Origin of the sequence: Candidatus Hinthialibacter antarcticus (assembly GCA_030765645.1) — a bacterium.
Taxonomy (GTDB): domain Bacteria; phylum Hinthialibacterota; class Hinthialibacteria; order Hinthialibacterales; family Hinthialibacteraceae; genus Hinthialibacter; species Hinthialibacter antarcticus.
In genome coordinates this window covers 1-20,918 of sequence record JAVCCE010000059.1, presented here as the reverse complement: position 1 = coordinate 20,918, position 20,918 = coordinate 1, and the positions used below count along the sequence as shown (strand labels likewise).

The window sequence follows — 20,918 nt, the reverse complement described above, 5'->3', positions numbered from 1 at the left end:
GCCAAATTTTTATATGAAGCGGGAAAATACGAGGAAAGGGACTCGAACCCTCACGGCCTAGGCCACTAGATCCTAAATCTAGCGCGTCTACCAATTCCGCCATCCTCGCATGAGCACCGTCGAGTATTGTATTCACTCTCTCCACAAAACGCCAAGGGATTACGCGGGAGTTTCTTCTTTCCTTCGCTGGATAATCTGATATTGTTCTTCCATCCATTTCCCGTCGTCGTCAAGCGTTTTGACGGACGCAGGGTTTGGTTTCAATCGTTCGAGCAGTTGCGGATCATCCACGCAACGCTGCAAACAGGCAGACAGCGCTTCAACGTCGCCGACGTCAAACAGCAATCCATTTTTTCCGTCCTGCACCAAGTCAGCCATGCCGCCAAAGTTAGAGGTAATCACCGGGACGCGCGCCAAAAACGCTTCATGGATGGTGATTGGTGAATTCTCAAACCAGATTGAGGGGACAATGAGCGCATCTGTTTCCGAGAGGATTCCAGGAACGTCTTTGTTCTCCGCCCTGCCCCGCAAGCGAACGCCGGGGTGAGCGATTAAATTTTGGATGCGCTTCACGTAGCCGGTGAATTCATCCATCGAGCCAAACACATTCAAAATGGCTCCGTCGCGCGGCAAGCGATTGAAGGCCTCGATCAGCACATGGACGCCCTTATGTTCGACCAAGGTGCCAACATAGGTAAAGCGAATGGGGCGCTGAGGCGGCGTCGCCGCTGGCTGGTATCCAAGATCGGCAATACCGTAATCAGAAAACACGATCTTCTCTTCCGGCATTCCATAATCAATAAATGTTTTTCGCAAAAACGGCGAAGGAGCGACAAACAAATCAATCTGTTCAAACAGAGCCAGCGTCTTGCTGCGCCGCGCCTCTACCTGTGAACGCAAGCGGGCGCCTTGCATTCGCCCTAAGACCGATTCACCCCACGCCCGAAATTGCGCAGTCAAACTAGGCGCGTATTGCTGCGGTTGGGTTGAAACCAATCGCGGCTCGCCCCACGCCGCCGCGCAAAATTCATTACTGTCGCTGGAATGGGCCTCTGTCTCGAAAGTCAGCGTGTAGGATTTTGCGGACGCCTCAAGCAGAAGCGACTCATCATGCCAACCGCGATCATCCGAATTTATTTTTGCGTGAAGCGAGCGCTCAAAAATCGTCTCGCCGTTTTTACGAATGCGAAACAACACTCCGGCGCCGCTTTGATCGTAGGTGCTCGGGTCCATCGCAATCGAAAACAACAGTTGCGACGCAAACGGCGTCTTGCAGCGAATCGCGATAGAGGCGGGCGGGTGCGCGAACAGCGCCTCGCGCGCCTGATCGCCGACGGTCAGCGTTCCTGGAGCGACAAAGTTCTTTTGTTGCGCATTGATCTTGCCGCGCTGCATCTTCGGCAACAAGGTCGGATCGCTAGGATGATCGAGCCGGTTCAGAATGCGCTTGATCCAGCGGGACGCGCCGCTCAGCGAATACGCATAACGAGATACGCACTGCGCGCACAAAGACGGATCGACCTCATGGCAGACCATGCCTTCGCCGCGAAAGCGCTGCCCGCCGCCGCGCGGACAGGTCAGCCAATAGTCATGCAGCGTAAACACTATCGGCAAGCGGCGCTGATAGCACGCGTCAATGCAACCATACGATAACGAATGCAGGTGATGAAAATGTACCACGTCGGGCGCCCATTCATCTAAATAGTCGCCAAACGCGCGTTCAACGACTGGATTGAGATAGGTTTCCTGAAATGACTGATAGGAATGGTTGTTAACAATTTCGACGAAAGGCAGGCCGTCAAACTCGCCGCGCCGCGTCGAAAATGCAGCGCGTTCATGGTCAATCTCACTATAAAACAGAGAGACATCATGGCCCCGGCGCTGCAATGCTTTGCTCAAGTGGTAACAATATAATTCAGAGCCGGCTTGATGGTTTGGCAAAAAATCATGGATGACTTGAAGGACTCTCATTCAGCCGGACTGTCCTCCAACTTCGGCGCCAAACCGAGACGACGTAAAAAGCGATAGCGACGCGACCGCTGATAACTTTCGAGACGCTCGCGCAAGTTGTCTCGTTCTTCTAAGGCGCCGCCCACTTGATGCAGCAGCGAGTTCAGCGCGTCCGATAAGCCGCCGTTGTCACCGCCGAGTTCTGAAACAATCGAGATCAAACTGGTTAGCGCAATCTCGATCTCCGACCGGCTCGAACTCGCATCGCTCGCGGCAATCGAAAGCGACTTGCTGGCCAGTTGAATTACGCGCTCGCGCAATGACTGAATGTACGCATCCCGCTCGGTGGTTTCTTCGCCCTTTTGCTGAACAAGCCCCTCCATGTTTTGCAACATGGCTTGCAGGTTTGAAGCGTGCTTTTGTTGGTCCGCCAAAAGTTGCTCGGTATATTTCGCGTGTTGCTCGACGTTTTTCGCGTGCTGCTCAAGGTTTTCCGCGTGTTTTACGGTTTCGTTTTTTGCGTGTTCCAAATTCTTGATATGGCTAATATGTCCGGCGTCTTGTCGGGCAATTAGTGCTTTAGCGCTCGCGTCTTGCTGTGTGATTAGTGCTTTAGCGCTCACATCTTGTTGGGCAATTAACGCTTTTACGCTCGCGTCTTGTTGACGCATGTGCGTATGCAGTTCTTTCAGCAGCTGGTCGAGGTTTTCTGTATGCTCATGTAAATTCTCGTTGCGGGTTTGCGAACGATGCAGCGACTCTTCTAGATTCTGAATATGTTTAAGAAGTTGGTCTTGTTGCATGCTGCGCTGGCGCAAGTGAGACTCTTGCTCATGGACTAAGCGGAACTGTCCAATCGACGCCGCCAGGTTGGCGATGTTCCACATCCCGCCGTCGTTTGAACCGCCCCGGGAAATCAAGGAAGACAACGAGCGTTTCGCATCATCCGGCAGCGGCTCGCGGGTGGCGATGACGGCAATGCGATAGGCCGGGGTGCAATTATCGAAATCATAATAGTTCGCGTTATAGAGTTTATTGACGCGGGCCTTCGCGCCAGCCGACTCGGGCGACTTGCCGAGAATAAACTCCGCGCATTGCATCGCCAGCCAACGCGGCAAATACCCGTTGGGCAATCCCATCACTGAATACCCCAGATCAGTCAACTCTTCGCTGACCAGAGAAACCGGAGGCAATTCATACTCGGCGTGTTCATGCAGAAAGCGGTCATTGAGTTCCAATTGCGTCTCGGCGAAGTCGCGCAGCGCGGCTTCCGCCTGGATCACGTCAGGATCATGGAACGGCCCGCAGATCAAAACCGCATCGCGAGACACCCGCGCCACTTCTTGTAGAAACGGTTCCCGTTGTTGCGGCGGGACATGCTCAAGCGTGTCAATCGACACCACCGCGTCAAACGAAGCGTCGTCATAGGGCAAACGAGAGCCGTCATAGATGCGCGCCCAGGGCGCGTCTTCCCACGAACAATCAATTACTTCGATTTCCGCATCAGGGAAAAACAACGGCAAGCGCCCCAACGCGCCGCCGACGTCAAGAATTCGTTTTGCGTCCGGCGCGATATGAGGAAGAATTTGTGAAACGAAACGGTAGCGTTGATAATGGTCGAAGGCGAGTTCGAGGGTGTAGTCTTCGCGGGCGATGGGTTCCGCAATCAGCCGCCAGGTTCCCGCAATGCCGTCGCCGCCGTTCACCAGCGAGAGCTCGCGCCCTCCAGGCGAAAACGAAACGGAATGCCACGTATGAACGCGGGAAGGGCTTGTTTGTCTGCAACCCGCATAGCGCAACTTTAAGTCGCCGAAGAATACGTCAAAATGGCGTTCTTCGTCTGACTCAAATTCAACCCGCAAACGAACAGGCGCGGCGTCGGCGTTGAGCGCATACAACCGGTCGCCGTCATGCCAAAGGCTCTCGCTGGAGGCATTTCGCACTGCTGCATGGACGCCGTTTGATTCAAGCAGCGAAGCAGCCGGGAAGGTCTGTGATTCAAATTCCCGTTTGAACGCCGCCCAATGTTCGGTCGGCGTTTTGACGGCGGCGATTTCTACTTCATAGGGTTTCGCGCCAAACCTCACCGCCAGGGTGAAGCCGCGCCGCACCAGTTCATGCGCCCAAAATGATGGAGGCCGCTCAAACACATGCGTCGGTTCAGGCCGTTTAAAATAAATGGGATCGGGCGTCGCGATCAACAAAACACCGCTGGTGGACAACACCCGTTCGGCCTCATCAATAAACGCTGCCGGGTCATGGAGGTGTTCGACCAAATCAAACGCCGAAACCACATCAACCGACCCGTTCACATACGGCAACTGTTCCGCCACCGCTTGCGCGGCGCTTTTCGCGCCGTTTTTATACTGCCCTAACGCATACGAACTAATGTCAACGCCGCACGCGTCGAACCCCGCCTTGGCGGCTTCTTCGATCTGAAATCCATACGCGCACCCGACATCCAGCCATCGCGCCGAATCGCGAACGTATTGTTTGACGGCTTGAATTAACGCGGAACGGTCGGGGCGTTCTTCGGCGTAGCCTTCTTTGCCGTAGCCGCTGGTTTCGCCATGAAAATATCCCTTGTTATACAGACGGTCTAAGGGATGCGTGGGTTGGGTCGGTTGGTTTGGTTTTCGAGCCTTCGTTTTAGCCATTATATTTTTTGTCAGCGCTTTGCGTAAAATATTCTCACAACTATCAACGATTGAGCGTCCAATTTGTCTCAAATGCGATCACGCCGTGTTGATCGGAAACGCGCTCGCTGATGGTGAATTCATGGGCGCGCTCCCAATGGTCAATCGCCTGAGGGACGCCGTCGCGTAGACTATAGCAGCAAACCGAGAGGTAGTAATCACCCGGCAGCAACGGCAAACAGGGTATCTGGCAAATTACCGACCCCTGCTCGCCCGCCTGCTGAAACGAGAACGACTGCGGCTGGTCATGCCAAAAGTGATTGGAACCGTTTAAGTAGGTACCATCAGAGCGATAAAACTGGCAGCCAAACACCGCGTCTTCAATCGGCGTTTTAACCACGTAATCCATTTGGACGCTGAACGCCCGGTTCGTATCAAAGACGGAACCCGCTACGCCGTCCACAGATGAAACAGCAACCGTTTCAAACTGAATTTCACCCGAACCCCAACGCGGCCGCCCAAACGCGCCCCGGGGCGCATCGGTTTCGCGCACCTGGTCTTTGTGCGCGAGTTCCAAATATTGATCGAGCACTTCTTCGGGGCGTCCAGTCGCGACCAGTTGGCCTTCATTCAAAAGCGCAACGTGCGAACAAAGGTGACGAACGGTTGCGAGGTCATGCGAGACAAACAAAATCGTCTTGCCGTTTGATTTAAATTCCTGAATGCGCTGCATACACTTCGCGCGAAAACGCTCATCGCCAACCGCCAACGCTTCATCAATTATCAAGATATCGGGATTTACGCTGGTGGCCACCGCAAACGCTAAGCGCAAAACCATGCCCGTTGAATAGGTACGTACCTGTTGGTCAATAAAATCGCCTAATTCGGCGAATTCGACAATTTGAGGTAGAAGGCGCTCGGCCTCCTGGCGCGTATAACCCTGTAACGCGCAATTGAGAAATACGTTATCTCGCCCGGTGAACCCGTGATGAAACCCGGCGCCCAATTCAAGAATCGAAGAGACGGAACCGTGAACCGTCACGGAGCCTTCAGTCGCTTTGGTGATTCCTGAAATGAGTTTGAGCAGCGTGGATTTCCCCGCGCCGTTGCGGCCCACGACGCCAAAACATGCGCCTTGGTCGATGGAAAGATAGACATTGCGCAGCGCCCAGAATTCACGGTGCAATTTCCGCCGCAGCCCAACGGCTTCAATCGCCCGGTAAACGGGACGGTCGTACAAACGATACTGCTTTCCGGCATTTACCACTTCAATCATATTGAACTCAGGAAAACAAACGGACAATTATTTGTGCAGCGGTTAATTTAAGTGGATTTGTTTGAAATTGGGAAGGATGTGGTCAGTAGCGAGCGGTTTATACGGAGGAGAAAAATGGGTTTTCATTTTCTCTTGTAAGCGGCGAATGAGATACTGCGCTCTCATTTCGACGCGCAACTCTTCCAGTAAATACACCATGTCTTCCGGCGAAAGCCCTAACACGGCGGAAACCGCATCCGCTAACGCGCCAAGCGTAAACTCGCCGTCAGATAAAGTAGGATACTTAACCCCGTTGTCGGCAAACTCAATCACATACTCGCCGTACAATTCGAGGATGCGTTTTTGCAACGCCTCAATCGCCGCGACATTGAGACCATCATATTGATCTTCAAGCAATTGTATTTTTGCGGTTCGAAATGGGCGGGGCGTAATAATTTTCTGAATGCGCGCGCGGCTGAGTCCATAAAGAATGATATTGCTGCGACCGTCTTCATACGGCTCATGCTGTATGATGGTTCCGAGGCAAACAGTCGCATAAATATCGGGGTTGCCGCTGTAATTTTCTTCCCAACCGGGTTTTAACACGCCCATTGCAATCATTTTTTCACCGTCAAGCGCAGCCTCCAGCATTGCCTGATAGCGTTCTTCAAAAATATGAAGCGGCAGCATGGTTTGAGGAAACTGTATAACATGCGGGAGCGGGAAAACGGGCGCCTGCCCCGAAAATTCTGAAAGATTAAATTTTAAATTCATCAATTAAAACGCCTCACATAATCTTAACTAAAATTATAGTTGCTGAGCGCAATCTAGGAAGTGAAATTTGAGGAAGAACGTGTTTTAGTGAAACGAAAAACGGCCCGCGATTGCGGGCCGTTTAGATGGATCAATTCAGAAAACTTAGAAGCGGTAACCAACGCCGAACACGTGCATCAAGTCGCCTTCTCCGCCCGTGTCGATGTACATCACGCCATAGTCAAGCGAAACTTGGTTCCACTCATAACCCAGACCACCCGAGAAGCCGCTTAAATCAACTTCTTCATCAATGGCGTTGACAGCGTCTTGATAGTCGATGTCTTCCCACTGATAACCAGCGCGCAAGAACAGGTTCTCGTAGACTTCATATTCAGCGCCAAAGTGAACGCCAAACAAGTCGTCTTCGAGGTCTTGGCCAGCGCCGTCGAGTTCGCGGTTTTCAAAGTTCAGGTCTACGGTCACGATAACCGGCGCATATTCGGCAAAGTCATACGCAACACCGCCGCGGACATGCCACGAGTCGGCGTCGGCTTCACCCAAACCGTCGATATCGCGATCGCCGATTCCATACATACCGTCGAAACCAAAGCGCCAGTTTTCGCCATATTCATATTGCATACCAAACTGGTTGCGATGGCCCTGAAACTCTTCGTTAATGGTCGCCACTGTCGCAGGAACAAACGCGCCGACGTCAATGAGTGACGTATCGCGGTCCCAGTCGAGGTAACTATAGCGGTAACCAATTGTGAAGCATTCGTTAATGGCGTAACCGCCGCCTAACGATACGCTGTGGCGTTCGAGGTCGCCCTCTTGCTGGTAGCGAGTTCCGAGCAAGAAGTAATCATCGGTCTCGAAATCGTCATCACGGAAGTTGTAGTTCAGCGCCAATGCGCCCCATTCAAATGGATAAATGAGACCTGCGCCGACGTTCCAAATTTCGGTTTCGTTAAAAGCGACATCCGACATACCGCCGATCGCCATTGACGAGTCGCTGGTGACGTCTTCAAAGCCGCCTTCGATCGCCACATAGCGTTCCGTCTGGAAACCCAAACTCGCCGGGTTGCCGCTCAGCCCCATATCGCCGCCCTTCAGCGCGGTGTAAGCCCCGCCCATCGCAGCCGAGCGCGCATTCAGCCCGATGTGATGGAACAGGTAGCGATTGTACAAGGCCAGATAATCATCTTGAGCCTGAGCAGTAATCGGCGCAAGAAACAGTGTGGAGACGAGGCCGAGTGCCAAAAGTGTAGCGCAGCTACGTTTCATATTGAGTAACCCCCACATGGATCGTTTTAGTGTTGTTCGTCTATTCATTTTTAAGCCTCAATAACCTGTTTCGCGTCACACTATTCGGTGACCGGGTTCAATACGCCGGCTTCCATATCGAAGAAGCCGGGATTATCAATAAAGTCAGCTAACGATTCGGGATCTGCAACGACGGCAGACGGACCGAACAGGAAGCCGCGCTCGTTCAAGATGTAATACGCGCCGTCGACTTCAGCGAAGTCAACAGGCAACGGCTCGCGGTCAAACATGCGCAGTACTTCAGGCGCAACCGGGACAAACCCGCCCGCTTCCGTCCATTCGATGACTTGACCGAATTCAGTCAAGACGCGGTAACCGTTCACGGAGCCGCCGCTAACCAGCAGGTCAAAGGCAACCGTATAGCCAAACGCCGTTGAATCGAGCGAAGGCAGTTCCGGCACGGCGCCGAAGTTTTCCAACGCGCCTTCTTTGCTGAGAATGTAGTAACCCAGGTTGGAAGACGGATTGGCAGGATCAACCACCAATTCAAGATCGACCGCATTACTGATGGCTTGTTCAATCAGCAAACCGCCGAAGCGAATGGTGCGGACGAATTCGGTATCGCCCTGGAAGGCGGCAGTACCATAAGCGCGAACATTGCCCAGGCGATCTAAGATTAAGTAACCTTCGACGCCAGCGCCTGTGACGATGGGTTCGAGATCAACAATCTGGCCGCTTTCGAGCAAGGAGCCTTCGCCATCGCCTGCAATCACCAATTCAGCTGGAGCAATCACGCCGTCAACATTAATTGACAACAAGGTGGATGCGCCAATCAACTCAAGGTCAATCGGTTGCGATGGGATATTTTCAACTTCAACTTCGTTGCCTGACTCAAAGCCGCGGCTCAACACAACGCCGTCATGCGATAAGAGCAACAAGCCTTCGTTCGCCGCGATGGTGATGTCAATCGGCGTCGGAATTACGGTCGGGGTTGCAGTCGCTTCCGGCTCGGGAGTCGGTTGCGGGGTTGCAGTCGCCGGAACTGGAGTCGGGGTCGCCGTCTCAGGAGTCGGCGTTGCTGGAACCGGAGTTGCCGTCGCGGTTTCAGGCGTCGCAGTTGGCGGAACCGGAGTCGCTGTCGCTGATTCCGGCGTCGCAGTCGGCGCAACAGGCGTGTTCGTCGGTGGAACAGGAGTCGCTGTCGCTGTTTCCGGCGTCGCCGTCGGCGCGACTGGAGTCGCAGTTGCTGATTCCGGCGTCGCGGTTGGCGGAACCGGAGTTGCAGTTGCTGATTCCGGCGTCGCGGTTGGCGCTACTGGAGTCGCAGTCGCTGATTCTGGCGTCGCTGTTGGCGGAACTGGCGTGTTGGTTGGCGGAACAGGAGTCGCGGTCGGCGTCTCGCCGCCAGTCTCAGGAGTCGCCGTTGGAGGAACTGGCGTGTTCGTCGGAGGAACTGGAGTATTGGTTGCTGGAACCGGCGTGTTCGTCGGTGGAACCGGAGTCGCGGTCGGCGTTTCCGGCACTGCGGTCGGTTCAACTACCACCTGCTGCAAATTCACTATACCGGATGCAACATTTACATCAATGTTGTTAAAGTTGTTGTCAACGAATGAAGTAATTGAAATATCAACCGGGGTTGTAGGAGAAGAAGTCGCTAACACGTCAAAGGTAATAAGGGCGAATTCAACTTCTCCACCCTGACCGTTGATATTTAGGCCGTTCATCAGAATCTGACCAGCGGTAGTTAGGTTTGCTGTTGGGTTTCCAAAATCGGTTGCAGCGCCGCCAGCCGCACTAACAGCGTTTAAAAGCGTCTGGTCATAGGTTAAAACTAAGTCATAGGCAGCCAGCAATGATGCGCCTACGTTTGCAGTGACGCGTCCAACCGCTTGCTGACCAACGTCAAACGAGCCTGCATCAAACACGATAGTCAGAGTGTTGTCTGGAACCTGCAATGGTCGAACAAACCAGTCATCTTTCAAGCCAAGATCAAAGATTGAATCTGGGTCGTTCGGATCAGCGCGTAAACCATTCACGATTTGTGAAATATACAGGGCGTCGGCGATATCGATTGTGCCATTTAAGTTGATATCAGCATACGTTGGGTTAACGAGTTTTACATTCGCGCCTGCCAAGTATGCGCGAATTAGTTCGGCGTCTGCCTTTGTCAAAGCGCCATCTCCATTGGCGTCGCCAATTAAAGATGTATTAACCAGTGGTTGGGTTGACGCCAAACTTGCCATGGCTGATGTTTGATAAGGAACATACGCAGCAATCATAGCGGCAGGTTGAGTATTTGGGTCTGCACGCAAACCAGCCAAAATCTGTTGGATGAACAGCGCGTCGATAATATCAATGCCGCCGTTGCCGTTGATGTCGGCTAATTCAGGCTGCGGAACGCTATCTCGTAATTGCGCCAAAAATTGGCGAATTAACAACGCATCGATAATATCCAGGCTGCCATTACCGTTTGCGTCACCGAGAACGGTTATATCGCCGCCGATATCAACTGAAACGGGATCGCCCAAGGTAAGCAGGCTGCCTTCCGGCTGCAGCAGGCCTTGGGAAAAGACGTTGCCGAATGAGACGGCAGCGTTCAAGGTGCCTTCGCCGCCAGGGACAACGGTCAGCGTACCGATTTGGGTCGCGTCAGCAAAACTGAGGCCGGCGTTGGCGCCAATCAATGACGATTGAACGACCAATTGGCCATCAACAAAATCGCCCACAACCGGATCAACCGGCGCGGGAGTTGAGGCCCAAGCATCAGCATAGGCAAATTGCGCAGAACCAACGCTTACGCCATCAAACTGAAATTCCAGCAGATATGCGCTCAATGCGTCTTCTGACTGTAGGAAGACGTCAAACGCAACGGGCGCGTCAGCGCTGCCTTGATTGGACTGAGGCGTTAAAGTAATTACGCCTGCTGCGAACGTAAACTGTACGCAGGCCGCCAATAATATCGCGAATAGGGAGAAATAGCGTGTCAACCGCATGGGCGCCTCCGAGCACTCTCTTTCAAATTCGTTGTTGTCTGTTTATAGGTCACAAAGCCCACTCACACACAGAATCACTCTACAATAGCGAAAATGGCAAGCATTTTCAACTGGTTATCTTACTTTTTTAACAATTTTCTAGTATTGTTGTTTTAAGTTATCAACAAATTATACACAACATAACATAATCGCCGTATTATTTCCCCCACCCGCAATGAAAATATTAATTCTTCAACGCTTTGATTTATCTTCGGTTTCTTGCGCCCGACGCGTGATTTGTCAGGCGCAAGAGTTAGCCCGGCGCGGACACGAAGTCATATTGGCTGATTTTGTCCACACCCAGCGGCAAAGCGAGCTGCCCAGCGTTGCGAAGGGCCAACTCAAAGATGTTGAAATCATTCAAATCCCCCGGCGTATCATTGACCTACCGTCCAATATTACTAAATTAAAGTCGATTTCGCCGAAACCAGACATCGTCCACCTGTGGAAATCCTACCCGGACGCTTCGATTCCCGCCATTCAACTCGCCCGCCATTGGGGCGTCCCGCTGCATTATGACTATGACGATTGGGAGACGGGCATCGCGACCGAACTGGCGCGTTCATCCTGGGCGGGATACATCGCCAATCGTTGGGACAGGCTGCTGCCTTCGCTTGCGGACACCGTCACCACAGCGAGCAAGCACCTCTACGACCACGCGCTGCAATGGGGCGCTGACCCAAACCGGATATGGGACGCGCCTGTAGGCGCTGATCTCGAGCAGTTTTGTCCGCGCGAAACAGACGACGAAATCGTTCAGCAGTTCAGCCTTTCGTTTCCAACTCTGGTTTATCACGGCCAACTCGAGGTCGCGAGTTACGCAGAACAAGCCGTAGAAGCGTTATCGCATCTTGTTGGCGACTTTCCAAATGCAGTATTACTAATTTTGGGCGGAGGCCGCAAGTTAGACTCCATCAAACAACATGCAAGGGACTTGAGCGTGGAAGAAAAAATCATATTTACGGATTACATTCCAGGAGACGAGGTGCCGCGATATCTGTCTTGCGCCGACCTCGCCTTAGCCCCGTTCGAGTCGAATGACGTGACCAAAGCCAAGTCTCCGTTGAAAATCGCCGAATATTTGGCGATGGGCATCCCGGTTGTCGCGTCGGATATCGGCGAAGCGCCGGTGATGATCGGCGAGGCGGGGCGTTGCGTCCCCTGCGGCGACGCAAAAGCGATGGCGCAACAAGCCCGCGTCATTCTGCAAGACGAACCGATGCGAACCGCCATGCAAAGCGCTGCCCGGGAACGGGCGGTATCAATATATAATTGGAAATCCCATACGGACCAGTTAGAAAAAGCCTACCAAACCGCCCTCACCTGAGCAGAATCCTGCACACCATTACTGTGAGCGATTCTTCGCATCTGTGAAGTATCCTGCTCACTGACAACGCTTCCCCATGACAACTTATTACATTCAGCCCAACACATTCGATTGAATTATTCGTTATTGTTTCTGTATTCAGAAATATAACTAACACAAATTGTTTATCTTAGCTATATTTCCACCCGTTATTTAATGATCTCAGATGATTTTTGGACAGGCTGGCACAAACCTTGTACTAGGGAAAGGCAGGTGAGGTTGATCACACTGGGATGAAAGTTGAGTGGATATCATGGATTACGATACGATAAAGCGTTTTATGAACAGCGATTGCCCAACCGAACCGTTAAGCCCACAAGAAGAGCGAAAAATGATTCGCCTCTATAAAAAGACGGGCGATGAAACCGCGCGGCGCCGACTGATTGAATCCAATATTCGCTTTGTGGTGAAAGTGGCGATGCGCTTCAGACAACAAGGCCTCGGCTTGGCTGACCTGGTGCAAGAAGGCATTCTGGGGCTGATTGACGCCGTCGAAAAATTCGACGTGTCCAGAGAATGCCGCCTGATTACCTACGCATCCTGGTGGATCCGCCTGTACATGCAACGCGCCCTCGAACAAAAGTCGCGTCCGGTCAATCTGCCGATTAACAAGTTAGAAATGCTGCGCAAAGTCCGCGCCTTCGAACAGGTCTTTCTCACATCCAACGGACGCAAACCCTACGACGAAGAAATTGCCAAGCAATTAGACGTTGATCTCAAAAAGGTCGAACAAATCGCCGATTATGCGCCGTCGTTTCAAACCTTACATGCGCGTGACGATGAACACCCGGGCCTTGAGCGGGTCTTGATTGACGAAGACCACCCCGATCCCCGCGAAACCTTGTGGGGACGCGAGGCCGAGAACCGCTTAAACGAAGCGATGAACCTGCTGACTGATCGCGAACGCGACGTGTTAACTCACCGCTTTAATTTAAAGGGAAACGGCAAAAAAATGAGCCTGCGCAAAGTCGGCCAGCAAATGGGCTTGAGCGCAGAAGGTGTGCGCCGCATCGAAGAACAAGCGATGGACAAACTGCGCCGCCCGCGCATTCGCGCCCGCATGGAAATGTTGTTCGCTAACTAAACAAAATCTCCTTTGCTTTTCTAAGCAAAAGACTCGATCTCCGCCGGGGCCCTTCGCTCCGGCATTTTTTTTTGCCCAATCGCTATTCAAACGCGTTGACCATCGCTACGATGAACATCACCTGCTATGCTTTTCTTTCTAACAAAAATCACCCCCTGAGGAAAACGCCATGAACCGTTGGTTTGTGTTCCCTTTGTTACCCGTTATTTTTTGCCTCGCCCTTTCTGTGCAACCGTCAAACGCCGCCGCCATCAAAGCGCACGTCGACGCGACCGATCTGCCGCGCGGCTTATTGACGGCTGAGATTACTCTCCCGGTGAAATCGGGGATGCTCGACGCGTATTATCCGCAATGGATCGAAGGCGTACACGGGCCGAATAACCCGATCCAAAACGTCGCGGGCATCGAAGTGATAACGCCCGACGGCGAAAGCATCGCCTGGTTTCGTCACCCGGAAGATATCTATCATATTCAGGCTGAAGTTCCGTCCGGGGTTCGCAGCGTCACCGTCAAGACAACCTACATCTGCAACCAATCGACCACTGGCTCTACTGGCGTTGATTCGTACGGCAACCCACACTTAGGAATCATCTGCTGGAACACTTGCCTGCTCTATCCGGTGGGCGCGTCGATCTTTGATTTAGAGATTGACCTTACGCTGCAATTGCCGGAAGGCTGGTCATGGGGGTCGTCGCTGCAATCCAAAAAAGAAACCGGTTCAAGCATCGAATTCGAACGGACGACGCTGCAGGAAGTGATGGACAGCCCGGTCATCTGCGGTGAGCACGTACGCAAATATGACATCACGCCGGAAGGCCGTTCGAAGCACTTCATTCACATCGCTTCTGAATCAAAGCGGGTGCTCGACGTTGACGAGAAGACCATTCAAAAATTGAGAGACCTGGTCGAAGAAGCCGCGCTGCTGACGGGCGGCAAGCATGATTACGACTATCACTTTCTGCTGGTGCTTAGCAACAACATGCCGTTTATCGGCCTTGAACACACCCGCTCGTCACTCAACGCCGTCAGTGAGAATGGACTCGAAGACGACGAGCAACTAACCAAAACCGGCCAATTGCTGGCGCATGAGTTCGGCCACCGCTGGTGTGGAAAATACCACCGCCCCGCCGGGATGGCTGGCGATGACTACAACACCCCCAAAGACACAAAATTATTGTGGGTGTATGAAGGGCTGGACCAATACCTTGGCGTTGTGTTGGCGGCGCGGTCGGGGCTGTTCGCTACCGAAAAACGCACTTCGTTTGAAGGCGCGCTGCGCGACGGTTGGATGGGCATTGGGCGAACCTTGACCAGCCTCATGCGGCAAAAGGGCCGCAAGTTCATGAACCTGCAAGACACCGCAGCGTCGTCGTACGTGCGACGCGCCCGCAGTAATCATTGGACGCAGCTGCGCCGCCCGCAGGACTATTACTTTGAAGGCGCGTTGCTTTGGTTTGAGATCGACGCCATTCTGCGGAAAGAGACCGACGGCAAAGTTACGCTGGATGATTTCAACCAGCGTTTTTTGGGACGCTATGACGCCAGGAAGCCGCTGATGCCTTTCACTGAAAGCGAACTGGTTACCCTCTTAAACGGTCTACATAAATACGACTGGCAATCGCTCATCGACGACCGCGTCCGTAGCTATCGTGAAGACCTTCCGTTGGATATGTTGAGCCGTGTTGGCTATCGGCTTGAATATTCGCCTAAGCCGACGGACTTTGACAAAGACGATTCGCTGACTTCAATCGGCGCGCGCATCAGCGGCAACGGGACCATACAAACGATTATCCCAGGCGGCCTGATTGATCAAGCCAAGTTAGCGGAAGGCGACCAGATCATCAGCGTCAACGGCAAGAAATATAGTACGGCCCGTTTCAAAGACGCAATCGCTGAAAGCCCGGTGAACCGCGAAATTGAATTCATGTTGTTCAAAGGCGACGATCTAAAGACGGTTGTGGTTCCCTACGCAGACGGCCCGAAATATATTGACATCGTCCGCAATGAAGACAAGCCGGATTTGCTTGAAGACATCTTGAAACCAAGGCGAGACTTGTCATCAAAATAAAACAAATACATCAAGGGCTGTCCGCTGCGGCGGACTTGCCCTTGCCACCCTCTGAATCTATATGAACTATCGAATTGTCGCCCGCATTCTATTTTTAATATTCGCTTCGTCGATGCTGGCGTGCGCGTTGTTTCCGTTTGTGTTCACCATGGTTCAACAATGGGGATGGCATTACGGTCCCGACCGCGTGTTTCGCCGCATCTGGATGATCTCTGTTATTTTGTCGCTGATCGGCGCCGGTCGTTGGATTGGGTTTCAGCATCCCGCCAAGGTAGGGTACGTCATTCATGCGGGATGCTTTCGCAATATCCTCTTCGGCGCAGCAATCGCCTGGGGCTTTCTGCTCACGCTGACGGTTGCGTACGTCGCCTTTGGCGCGTGGACGCCGCAAAGCGATTACGACTTAACGAAAGCGCTGCTGGTCGGGCTGCTGCGCGGCGCGGTGGTGTCAGGCCTGGAAGAATACATTTTTCGCGGGCTGATCTTCTTTTCGCTGCGCGCCCATTACGGCTGGTGGAAAGCCGCGATTGGATGCAGCATTATTTTTTCTTCGCTGCATTTTTTAGAGAGCCACTCCAGCGGCGCCATTGCCGACCCCAACGTCTGGTGGATGGGCTTTTATCTCTGCGGGCAAATGACCTACAACATGCTGACCGGGTTTACGCTGTTTCCTGACGCGGTTTCGCTCTTCGTTGTGGGCATGATCTTGTGTTTCGCCGTACAAAAAAGCGGGACGCTGTGGTATAGCGCCGGGCTGCACGGCGGCTGGGTGTGGGCGGCGGCGGCGCTCAGCGAATGGTTCTCGCGTACGCATATTATTGATACCTATTACATCGGCGGCAACCGCATGTTCGACGGCGTGATTCCATTTTTTGGGATGTTTATCATCTTCCCGATTACGCACTGGTTGATTCAAAAGGGGTGGGTAACAAAAGAGGTTAAGGCGAGAAAATAATCCACTCATTTTGTTTTAATCAATCAAAACAGTTCAATAATTTTTGACCAACCGCCAACGATTTGCATAGCAAAAGGTACAACAAAAACGGCCATCAAGATTAAGCATATAGCCCACGTGAAACAATAAGACAGACACTCGGCCCAAAACAGGTCGGGCTTTTCTTCCCGCAGTTCTCGCAGTTGATAGATTTCTCCAGGCATTTTGTTCAGCAATTTCAGAAACCACCCCACGACAAAAAGCGCAATAGCAACTTGAATAATGAGTAGAATACGCCCCATTCTGTCACTCTCCCTAAGACTAAAAAATCCCAAAAAACGGCCAGCATACAATATAAACAAACACGGCAACCGTAACCAGCCAATGAATGATGAAAGCGTTTTTTTCGAGACGATAACGGTGAGGATTCACATCATCATTTGCAAGCAAGCGTAACTGGCGTAAGTCTTTGGGCAGCATCCACATTTGTTTAATGCAAAACGCGATTAAGAAAAAATAAAAGAGGACCGCCCAGCCTTTTATATAGAAACTGACATATCCGCCGACGCCGATGAACAACAAAAGGAAAAACAGTTCCATCATGCCCCCCCCGTGATACCGTGATTCGCGGACGTTCTCTATGATAATTACGATAGAGGACGATTGATTCTTTCATGTTTTTATCCTCAATGCAAAACAGTTTTTCATCCTGAGCGTCAAAAAAACGCAATCAAAAATCTACCGCACATCCGAAAAGATTAATCACCTTTTTTTTATTCTCATAAACACGCTTAGAATTAGTTCTTCGTCTATAATGAATATTCATTCCATCAACAGATTGAAATACCAACTGTGTGATACTCTATTTTTCTTACCAAAGGGAGGACAGTAATGACCAATGCAGCAAGGAGCATATTTATATTTTCAATGGTGCTGATTGGAATGAATGGATGGGCGCAAAACCCCGACGCCCCCACGCATTCGATCAACTACACCAGCGGCCCCGCGATTAACGGCGACTTGAGCGACTGGAGCAACGCCGAGTGGATTACGTATGACAAAGACAGCGTTGTTGATTCATTCGGAACCAACTGGAACGATCCCAACGCGGTCTGCACCTTCTCGACGATGTATAACGAAGAAGCGTTGTATTGCGCAGCCGAAGTCACCGACGATGTGATCTCGCACGTCAATGAAACCACGGCATTTTCCTGGTGGGTACGGGACGGCGTTCAGTGGTTTATTGATTTTACCAATAATTCTGAACAAGACGTGATTCTGTATCCTGATTTTTTAGAAAATTTTGAATCAGGAAACATGTGGCTGCCAGGCGAAACAATCATTGCGATTGGCGCGACGGAAGACCAAAGCGTCGATACAACCCGCCGCTGGTCTGTTGGAACCCGGACCGGCAGCCGTTCTGATAACAGCGACAAAACACTCGAAGACGGAACCGTCGTTCGGGGCGAAGTCAACGAAGACTGGGAAGTCGTTGTGGTTGTTGAAGAGGGCAAATATACCATCGAAGCGAAAATCCCCTGGGCTTCGATTGAGAGAAGCAAATACTACAGCGATCCTGATCCCATCCCAGACGACGTCGATGATCAAGTCATGAATCAATTGGGCTGGACTCCGATGCTTCCCGACCCGCTGCAAGGAAGCACGATTAGTTTGACCCATTTGATGATTGACACCGATCTCCCGGCGGGCGGATTTCAAGCCCAGGCGATGTGGGTTGGCGATGGAGATAACGACTTGAACTGGACAACCGCTACGTTTGCGGAACCAACGGGCGTTCAATCCTGGATGATATTTAATTAACGCGAATAAATCGATCCGTAATGAATATACGTAGGGGCGCAGCAGTTCGCTGTGCCCCTACAACTTTTTATCCTGGGTTAATTTCGTGGGATATTCCACACAATGTCGCCGACGCTGGTGATGCCATTGCTGGGGTTATAGAGCGGATCGCCGAACAGTTTGTCCGGCCCGGCGCTGCGAAACTCGACCGCATCCGGCGCGATTTCAATCCACAAATCGTCATCTTGAAATGGGTCGTCAATCTGCGGCGGCGACCATTCATCAATGGGCGAGCCTGCTTCGATCCATTTCGTTAAATCCAACGCGCCTTGGGCAATCGCTTGTTTGGCGCGGGCGACTTGCGTGCGGACTTTCGCGTTTTCAAAATTCGGCATCGCAATGGCATTCATCATGGTATGCACTTGAAATTCACGCAGACGCTTTAAACATTTATATCTCGTGTAGCCAAACGACTCCTTTGAGTGAAGCAGTTGCATGGCAGAACATTGAAATTTAAAAATTGAAAAGCCTGACAAAAACATCGCCAGCCCGTCTTTGAACCGCATTTGATGACTGGAATACGCACTTTCTCTAATCACTTCGTCCAAGCCCGGCCAGTCGCCGTCGATCTTGGCGTAGTCGATTGCTATGGTTTCTTCGAGCGCGGATTGATAACCCGGCAGGTCGTCCACCGTTTGAATCCAGCCTTGCAACATGCTGTCTATCCTTTCCATCTGCGCGATGACAATTAACCAGCCAAGCAGTGGCTCTGGTTGGGGATAAACGGCGTCAGTATACAGGCGCGTCCAACGCGCGTGTGACTGAATCAACTTGGGCGCCTGGCCAGCGTTTATGCGGTCAGGCGTTGCGACGTAAATGGTCTCGCTAGCCGGACGCGCCCAGTCGGGGCCAAGGTCAGCAAGCGTATTACTAACACTGTTGTATGGAATGTTTAAATCAGCCGTCACAAATAAATCTTTGGTGATTTGAACAATATCTTTATATGACTCCACTTCTCGCCCAAATCGCGCTTGAGTCATCACATGACTCACCGCGGCGCCAGTCCATCGCCCGGGGGACGGGTGAGTGGGCTGGTTATCTTTTCCTAACTGTCCGGCTCGCGCTTGCTCATACATCTCTTTTAAATAGGCGATGTCTTCCGGCTCAACCGTAGGGCGTTTGAAGTGCATACGGTCGAATTGATCGACGGAGTTCCACAATGAAAGGGCCTTTTGAAAATTATCTTTCACCAGCGGCGGAGTAACAAACGGCGCCCCCTGTTGTTTGGCATACTGATGCAGCCACAGTTTTTCGCCTTCAGCGATATCATACTGCCGCGTCATGCCCATTCCCATCATCATTGGGCTGGAAGCAGCGCCGGGTTGGTTCATAAAAAATTCTTGCATGAACTCATCCCAATACGCGCGAGTCTTGGCTTGAAATGTGGTTCCATAGATCCCCTCGCTAGCGGCGCGTTTTCGGGTTTGCTCTAAAAAGTCTGACTCTGCTTCATTGATGATTTGATGATGCTGCTTAATTAATTCATGTGCATCGAGAATGGTTTGAATGGCTTTCTCTGATTGTTCATCGCCAGGCTGCTGCCATTTGATGCCGGGAGGCGTGGGCATGAAGGTGTTCTCAAACTGCGCCATGTAGTTTGGGTCGTCTTGTACTTTCGTGATCCATATATTCGGCACTGGATAGAACCAGAGTATCCATACATCCAACCCGACCAAGACCATCAAAATGAGCGCGAAAAAATAGACGCCTAGTTTGGCGATGCGCGCCCACCAGGGCAGGCCGCCATTGATGAACAGTTTGCGTAATTTTTTCGGCGGGCCGAGTTCTTTGCGCAGCGATTCGTCGGACCATTGCTCAATGCCCTTGGCTTCGGCGGCGTCTTCTAAATGGTCGAGCACTTCGCGGCGGGCGTTGCGGCGGCGGCGCGGCAGAATCCACAACCCGCGCGTGACGATATCGGCGTAGCGTTCTTGCGGCGATTTTTTCGACATGATGAAAAATCCTTTTTTTACAGTGACACCTAGAGACCGGTTCAGATTATGTCCCTGCCTTCGGTTTCTATCGCTGAGCCCTACGGGCGCGCTGGCCCGCTCGTTCAGCCAAAACAGGTTTGCGCGATGGGGTTGGCGCCTAAGATGCGTCCGATGGCGGCGCTGGTTTCGAACCAGGTTTTCTTGCAGCGTTCCAGGTGTTTGGCGCCCGCGTCGGTCAACTTGTAATAGCGCCGCTCCTTGCCGCCGGGGGTGGATTTTCGCTCGCTGACCACCCAGCCTTTTTCTTCGAGTTTATACAACAGCGGGTAGACGGTTCCCTGTCCGAATTTCAAGGCGCCGTCGCTGCGACTAGCGATATCCTTACAGAGTTCATAGCCGTAGGCCTCGCCTTCACTGAGGATTTCCAGCAGCAGAATCGGTACGGTTCCTTTGGTGAGAGATGATTTGAAGTCCATGATTTTGTCCCTCCATCATCAATGCTATTCTAAGAATAGTATTCTGTCAATTATTTCTTGAATTATTTAAAAAAATGCCACATCTAACTGTATCTATAAATAGGCTTGATTTAGATCCCCCCGGCGCTTTCAGCGCCACCCCCCTTAAAAAGAGGGGCTAAAAGCCTTGCCTCCGCGCCTTGTTCCGCTTCAGTCGGAAATGGAATTATTCCACGTTTGAGTTAGTGTAGTCAAACGGAGGAATCTCTCATGAAGAAGAGCCGCAATCATTACTCCCCGGAAGAGAAAGTGTCCATCCTGCGCCGCC

The 20,918-nt window shown here is 52.0% G+C and carries 15 protein-coding genes and 1 tRNA gene; 5 read left to right on the top strand and 11 right to left on the bottom strand.

The features are described 5' to 3' along the window. Positions 1 to 27: 27 nt before the first annotated feature. The 7 genes from P9L94_14105 to P9L94_14075 form a co-directional block, all read right to left on the bottom strand. Positions 28 to 109: transfer RNA gene (locus P9L94_14105), tRNA-Leu, on the bottom strand. Between the two features lie 50 nt (positions 110 to 159). Further along, complete coding sequence (locus P9L94_14100) at positions 160 to 1,971, bottom strand: glycosyltransferase (protein ID MDP8245213.1); 1,812 nt, start codon at positions 1,969 to 1,971, stop codon at positions 160 to 162. Beyond that, positions 1,968 to 4,607, bottom strand: coding sequence for a methyltransferase domain-containing protein (locus P9L94_14095; protein ID MDP8245212.1), 2,640 nt, complete (start codon positions 4,605 to 4,607; stop codon positions 1,968 to 1,970). The genes P9L94_14100 and P9L94_14095 overlap by 4 nt, the downstream gene beginning before the upstream one ends. Before the next feature lie 43 nt (positions 4,608 to 4,650). After that, on the bottom strand, positions 4,651 to 5,862 hold the full coding sequence (locus tag P9L94_14090; protein MDP8245211.1) for an ABC transporter ATP-binding protein: 1,212 nt from the start codon (positions 5,860 to 5,862) through the stop codon (positions 4,651 to 4,653). Positions 5,863 to 5,904: 42 nt separating this feature from the next. Then, on the bottom strand, positions 5,905 to 6,615 hold the full coding sequence (locus tag P9L94_14085; GenBank protein ID MDP8245210.1) for an LON peptidase substrate-binding domain-containing protein: 711 nt from the start codon (positions 6,613 to 6,615) through the stop codon (positions 5,905 to 5,907). A 144-nt stretch (positions 6,616 to 6,759) separates the two neighbouring features. Further along, positions 6,760 to 7,878: a hypothetical protein gene (locus tag P9L94_14080; GenBank protein MDP8245209.1), complete on the bottom strand. Its 1,119-nt coding sequence runs from the start codon at positions 7,876 to 7,878 to the stop codon at positions 6,760 to 6,762. Between the two features lie 80 nt (positions 7,879 to 7,958). Next, a complete protein-coding gene (locus P9L94_14075; protein MDP8245208.1) occupies positions 7,959 to 10,850 on the bottom strand; it encodes a dockerin type I domain-containing protein in 2,892 nt (963 codons plus the stop codon). A gap of 214 nt (positions 10,851 to 11,064) precedes the next feature. On the opposite strand from P9L94_14075, the gene P9L94_14070 reads away from it, so the two are divergent. From P9L94_14070 to P9L94_14055, 4 genes are all read left to right on the top strand, one after another. Continuing rightward, positions 11,065 to 12,216, top strand: coding sequence for a glycosyltransferase family 4 protein (locus P9L94_14070; GenBank protein MDP8245207.1), 1,152 nt, complete (start codon positions 11,065 to 11,067; stop codon positions 12,214 to 12,216). A gap of 292 nt (positions 12,217 to 12,508) precedes the next feature. Then, positions 12,509 to 13,339, top strand: a complete 831-nt coding sequence (locus P9L94_14065) for a sigma-70 family RNA polymerase sigma factor (protein ID MDP8245206.1) — start codon at positions 12,509 to 12,511, stop codon at positions 13,337 to 13,339. A 169-nt stretch (positions 13,340 to 13,508) separates the two neighbouring features. Beyond that, positions 13,509 to 15,407: a PDZ domain-containing protein gene (locus P9L94_14060; protein MDP8245205.1), complete on the top strand. Its 1,899-nt coding sequence runs from the start codon at positions 13,509 to 13,511 to the stop codon at positions 15,405 to 15,407. Between the two features lie 61 nt (positions 15,408 to 15,468). After that, positions 15,469 to 16,362 (top strand): CPBP family intramembrane metalloprotease, encoded by an 894-nt coding sequence (locus P9L94_14055; protein MDP8245204.1) that lies wholly within the window; start codon positions 15,469 to 15,471, stop codon positions 16,360 to 16,362. 23 nt (positions 16,363 to 16,385) lie between these two features. On the opposite strand, the gene P9L94_14050 is transcribed toward P9L94_14055, so the two are convergent. Together P9L94_14050 and P9L94_14045 are read right to left on the bottom strand one after the other, a co-directional pair. Beyond that, positions 16,386 to 16,643, bottom strand: coding sequence for a hypothetical protein (locus tag P9L94_14050; protein MDP8245203.1), 258 nt, complete (start codon positions 16,641 to 16,643; stop codon positions 16,386 to 16,388). A 19-nt stretch (positions 16,644 to 16,662) separates the two neighbouring features. Beyond that, positions 16,663 to 16,944, bottom strand: coding sequence for a hypothetical protein (locus P9L94_14045; GenBank protein MDP8245202.1), 282 nt, complete (start codon positions 16,942 to 16,944; stop codon positions 16,663 to 16,665). A gap of 288 nt (positions 16,945 to 17,232) precedes the next feature. On the opposite strand from P9L94_14045, the gene P9L94_14040 reads away from it, so the two are divergent. Then, complete coding sequence (locus P9L94_14040; GenBank protein MDP8245201.1) at positions 17,233 to 18,162, top strand: sugar-binding protein; 930 nt, start codon at positions 17,233 to 17,235, stop codon at positions 18,160 to 18,162. A 77-nt stretch (positions 18,163 to 18,239) separates the two neighbouring features. Here P9L94_14040 and P9L94_14035 read toward each other — a convergent pair whose 3' ends face one another. Both P9L94_14035 and P9L94_14030 read right to left on the bottom strand, forming a co-directional pair. Continuing rightward, positions 18,240 to 20,153, bottom strand: a complete 1,914-nt coding sequence (locus P9L94_14035; GenBank protein MDP8245200.1) for a hypothetical protein — start codon at positions 20,151 to 20,153, stop codon at positions 18,240 to 18,242. Between the two features lie 104 nt (positions 20,154 to 20,257). Further along, the gene (locus tag P9L94_14030) at positions 20,258 to 20,611 is read right to left on the bottom strand and encodes a helix-turn-helix transcriptional regulator (GenBank protein MDP8245199.1); all 354 of its coding nucleotides are present in this window, start codon (positions 20,609 to 20,611) and stop codon (positions 20,258 to 20,260) included. Positions 20,612 to 20,918 lie beyond the last annotated feature (307 nt).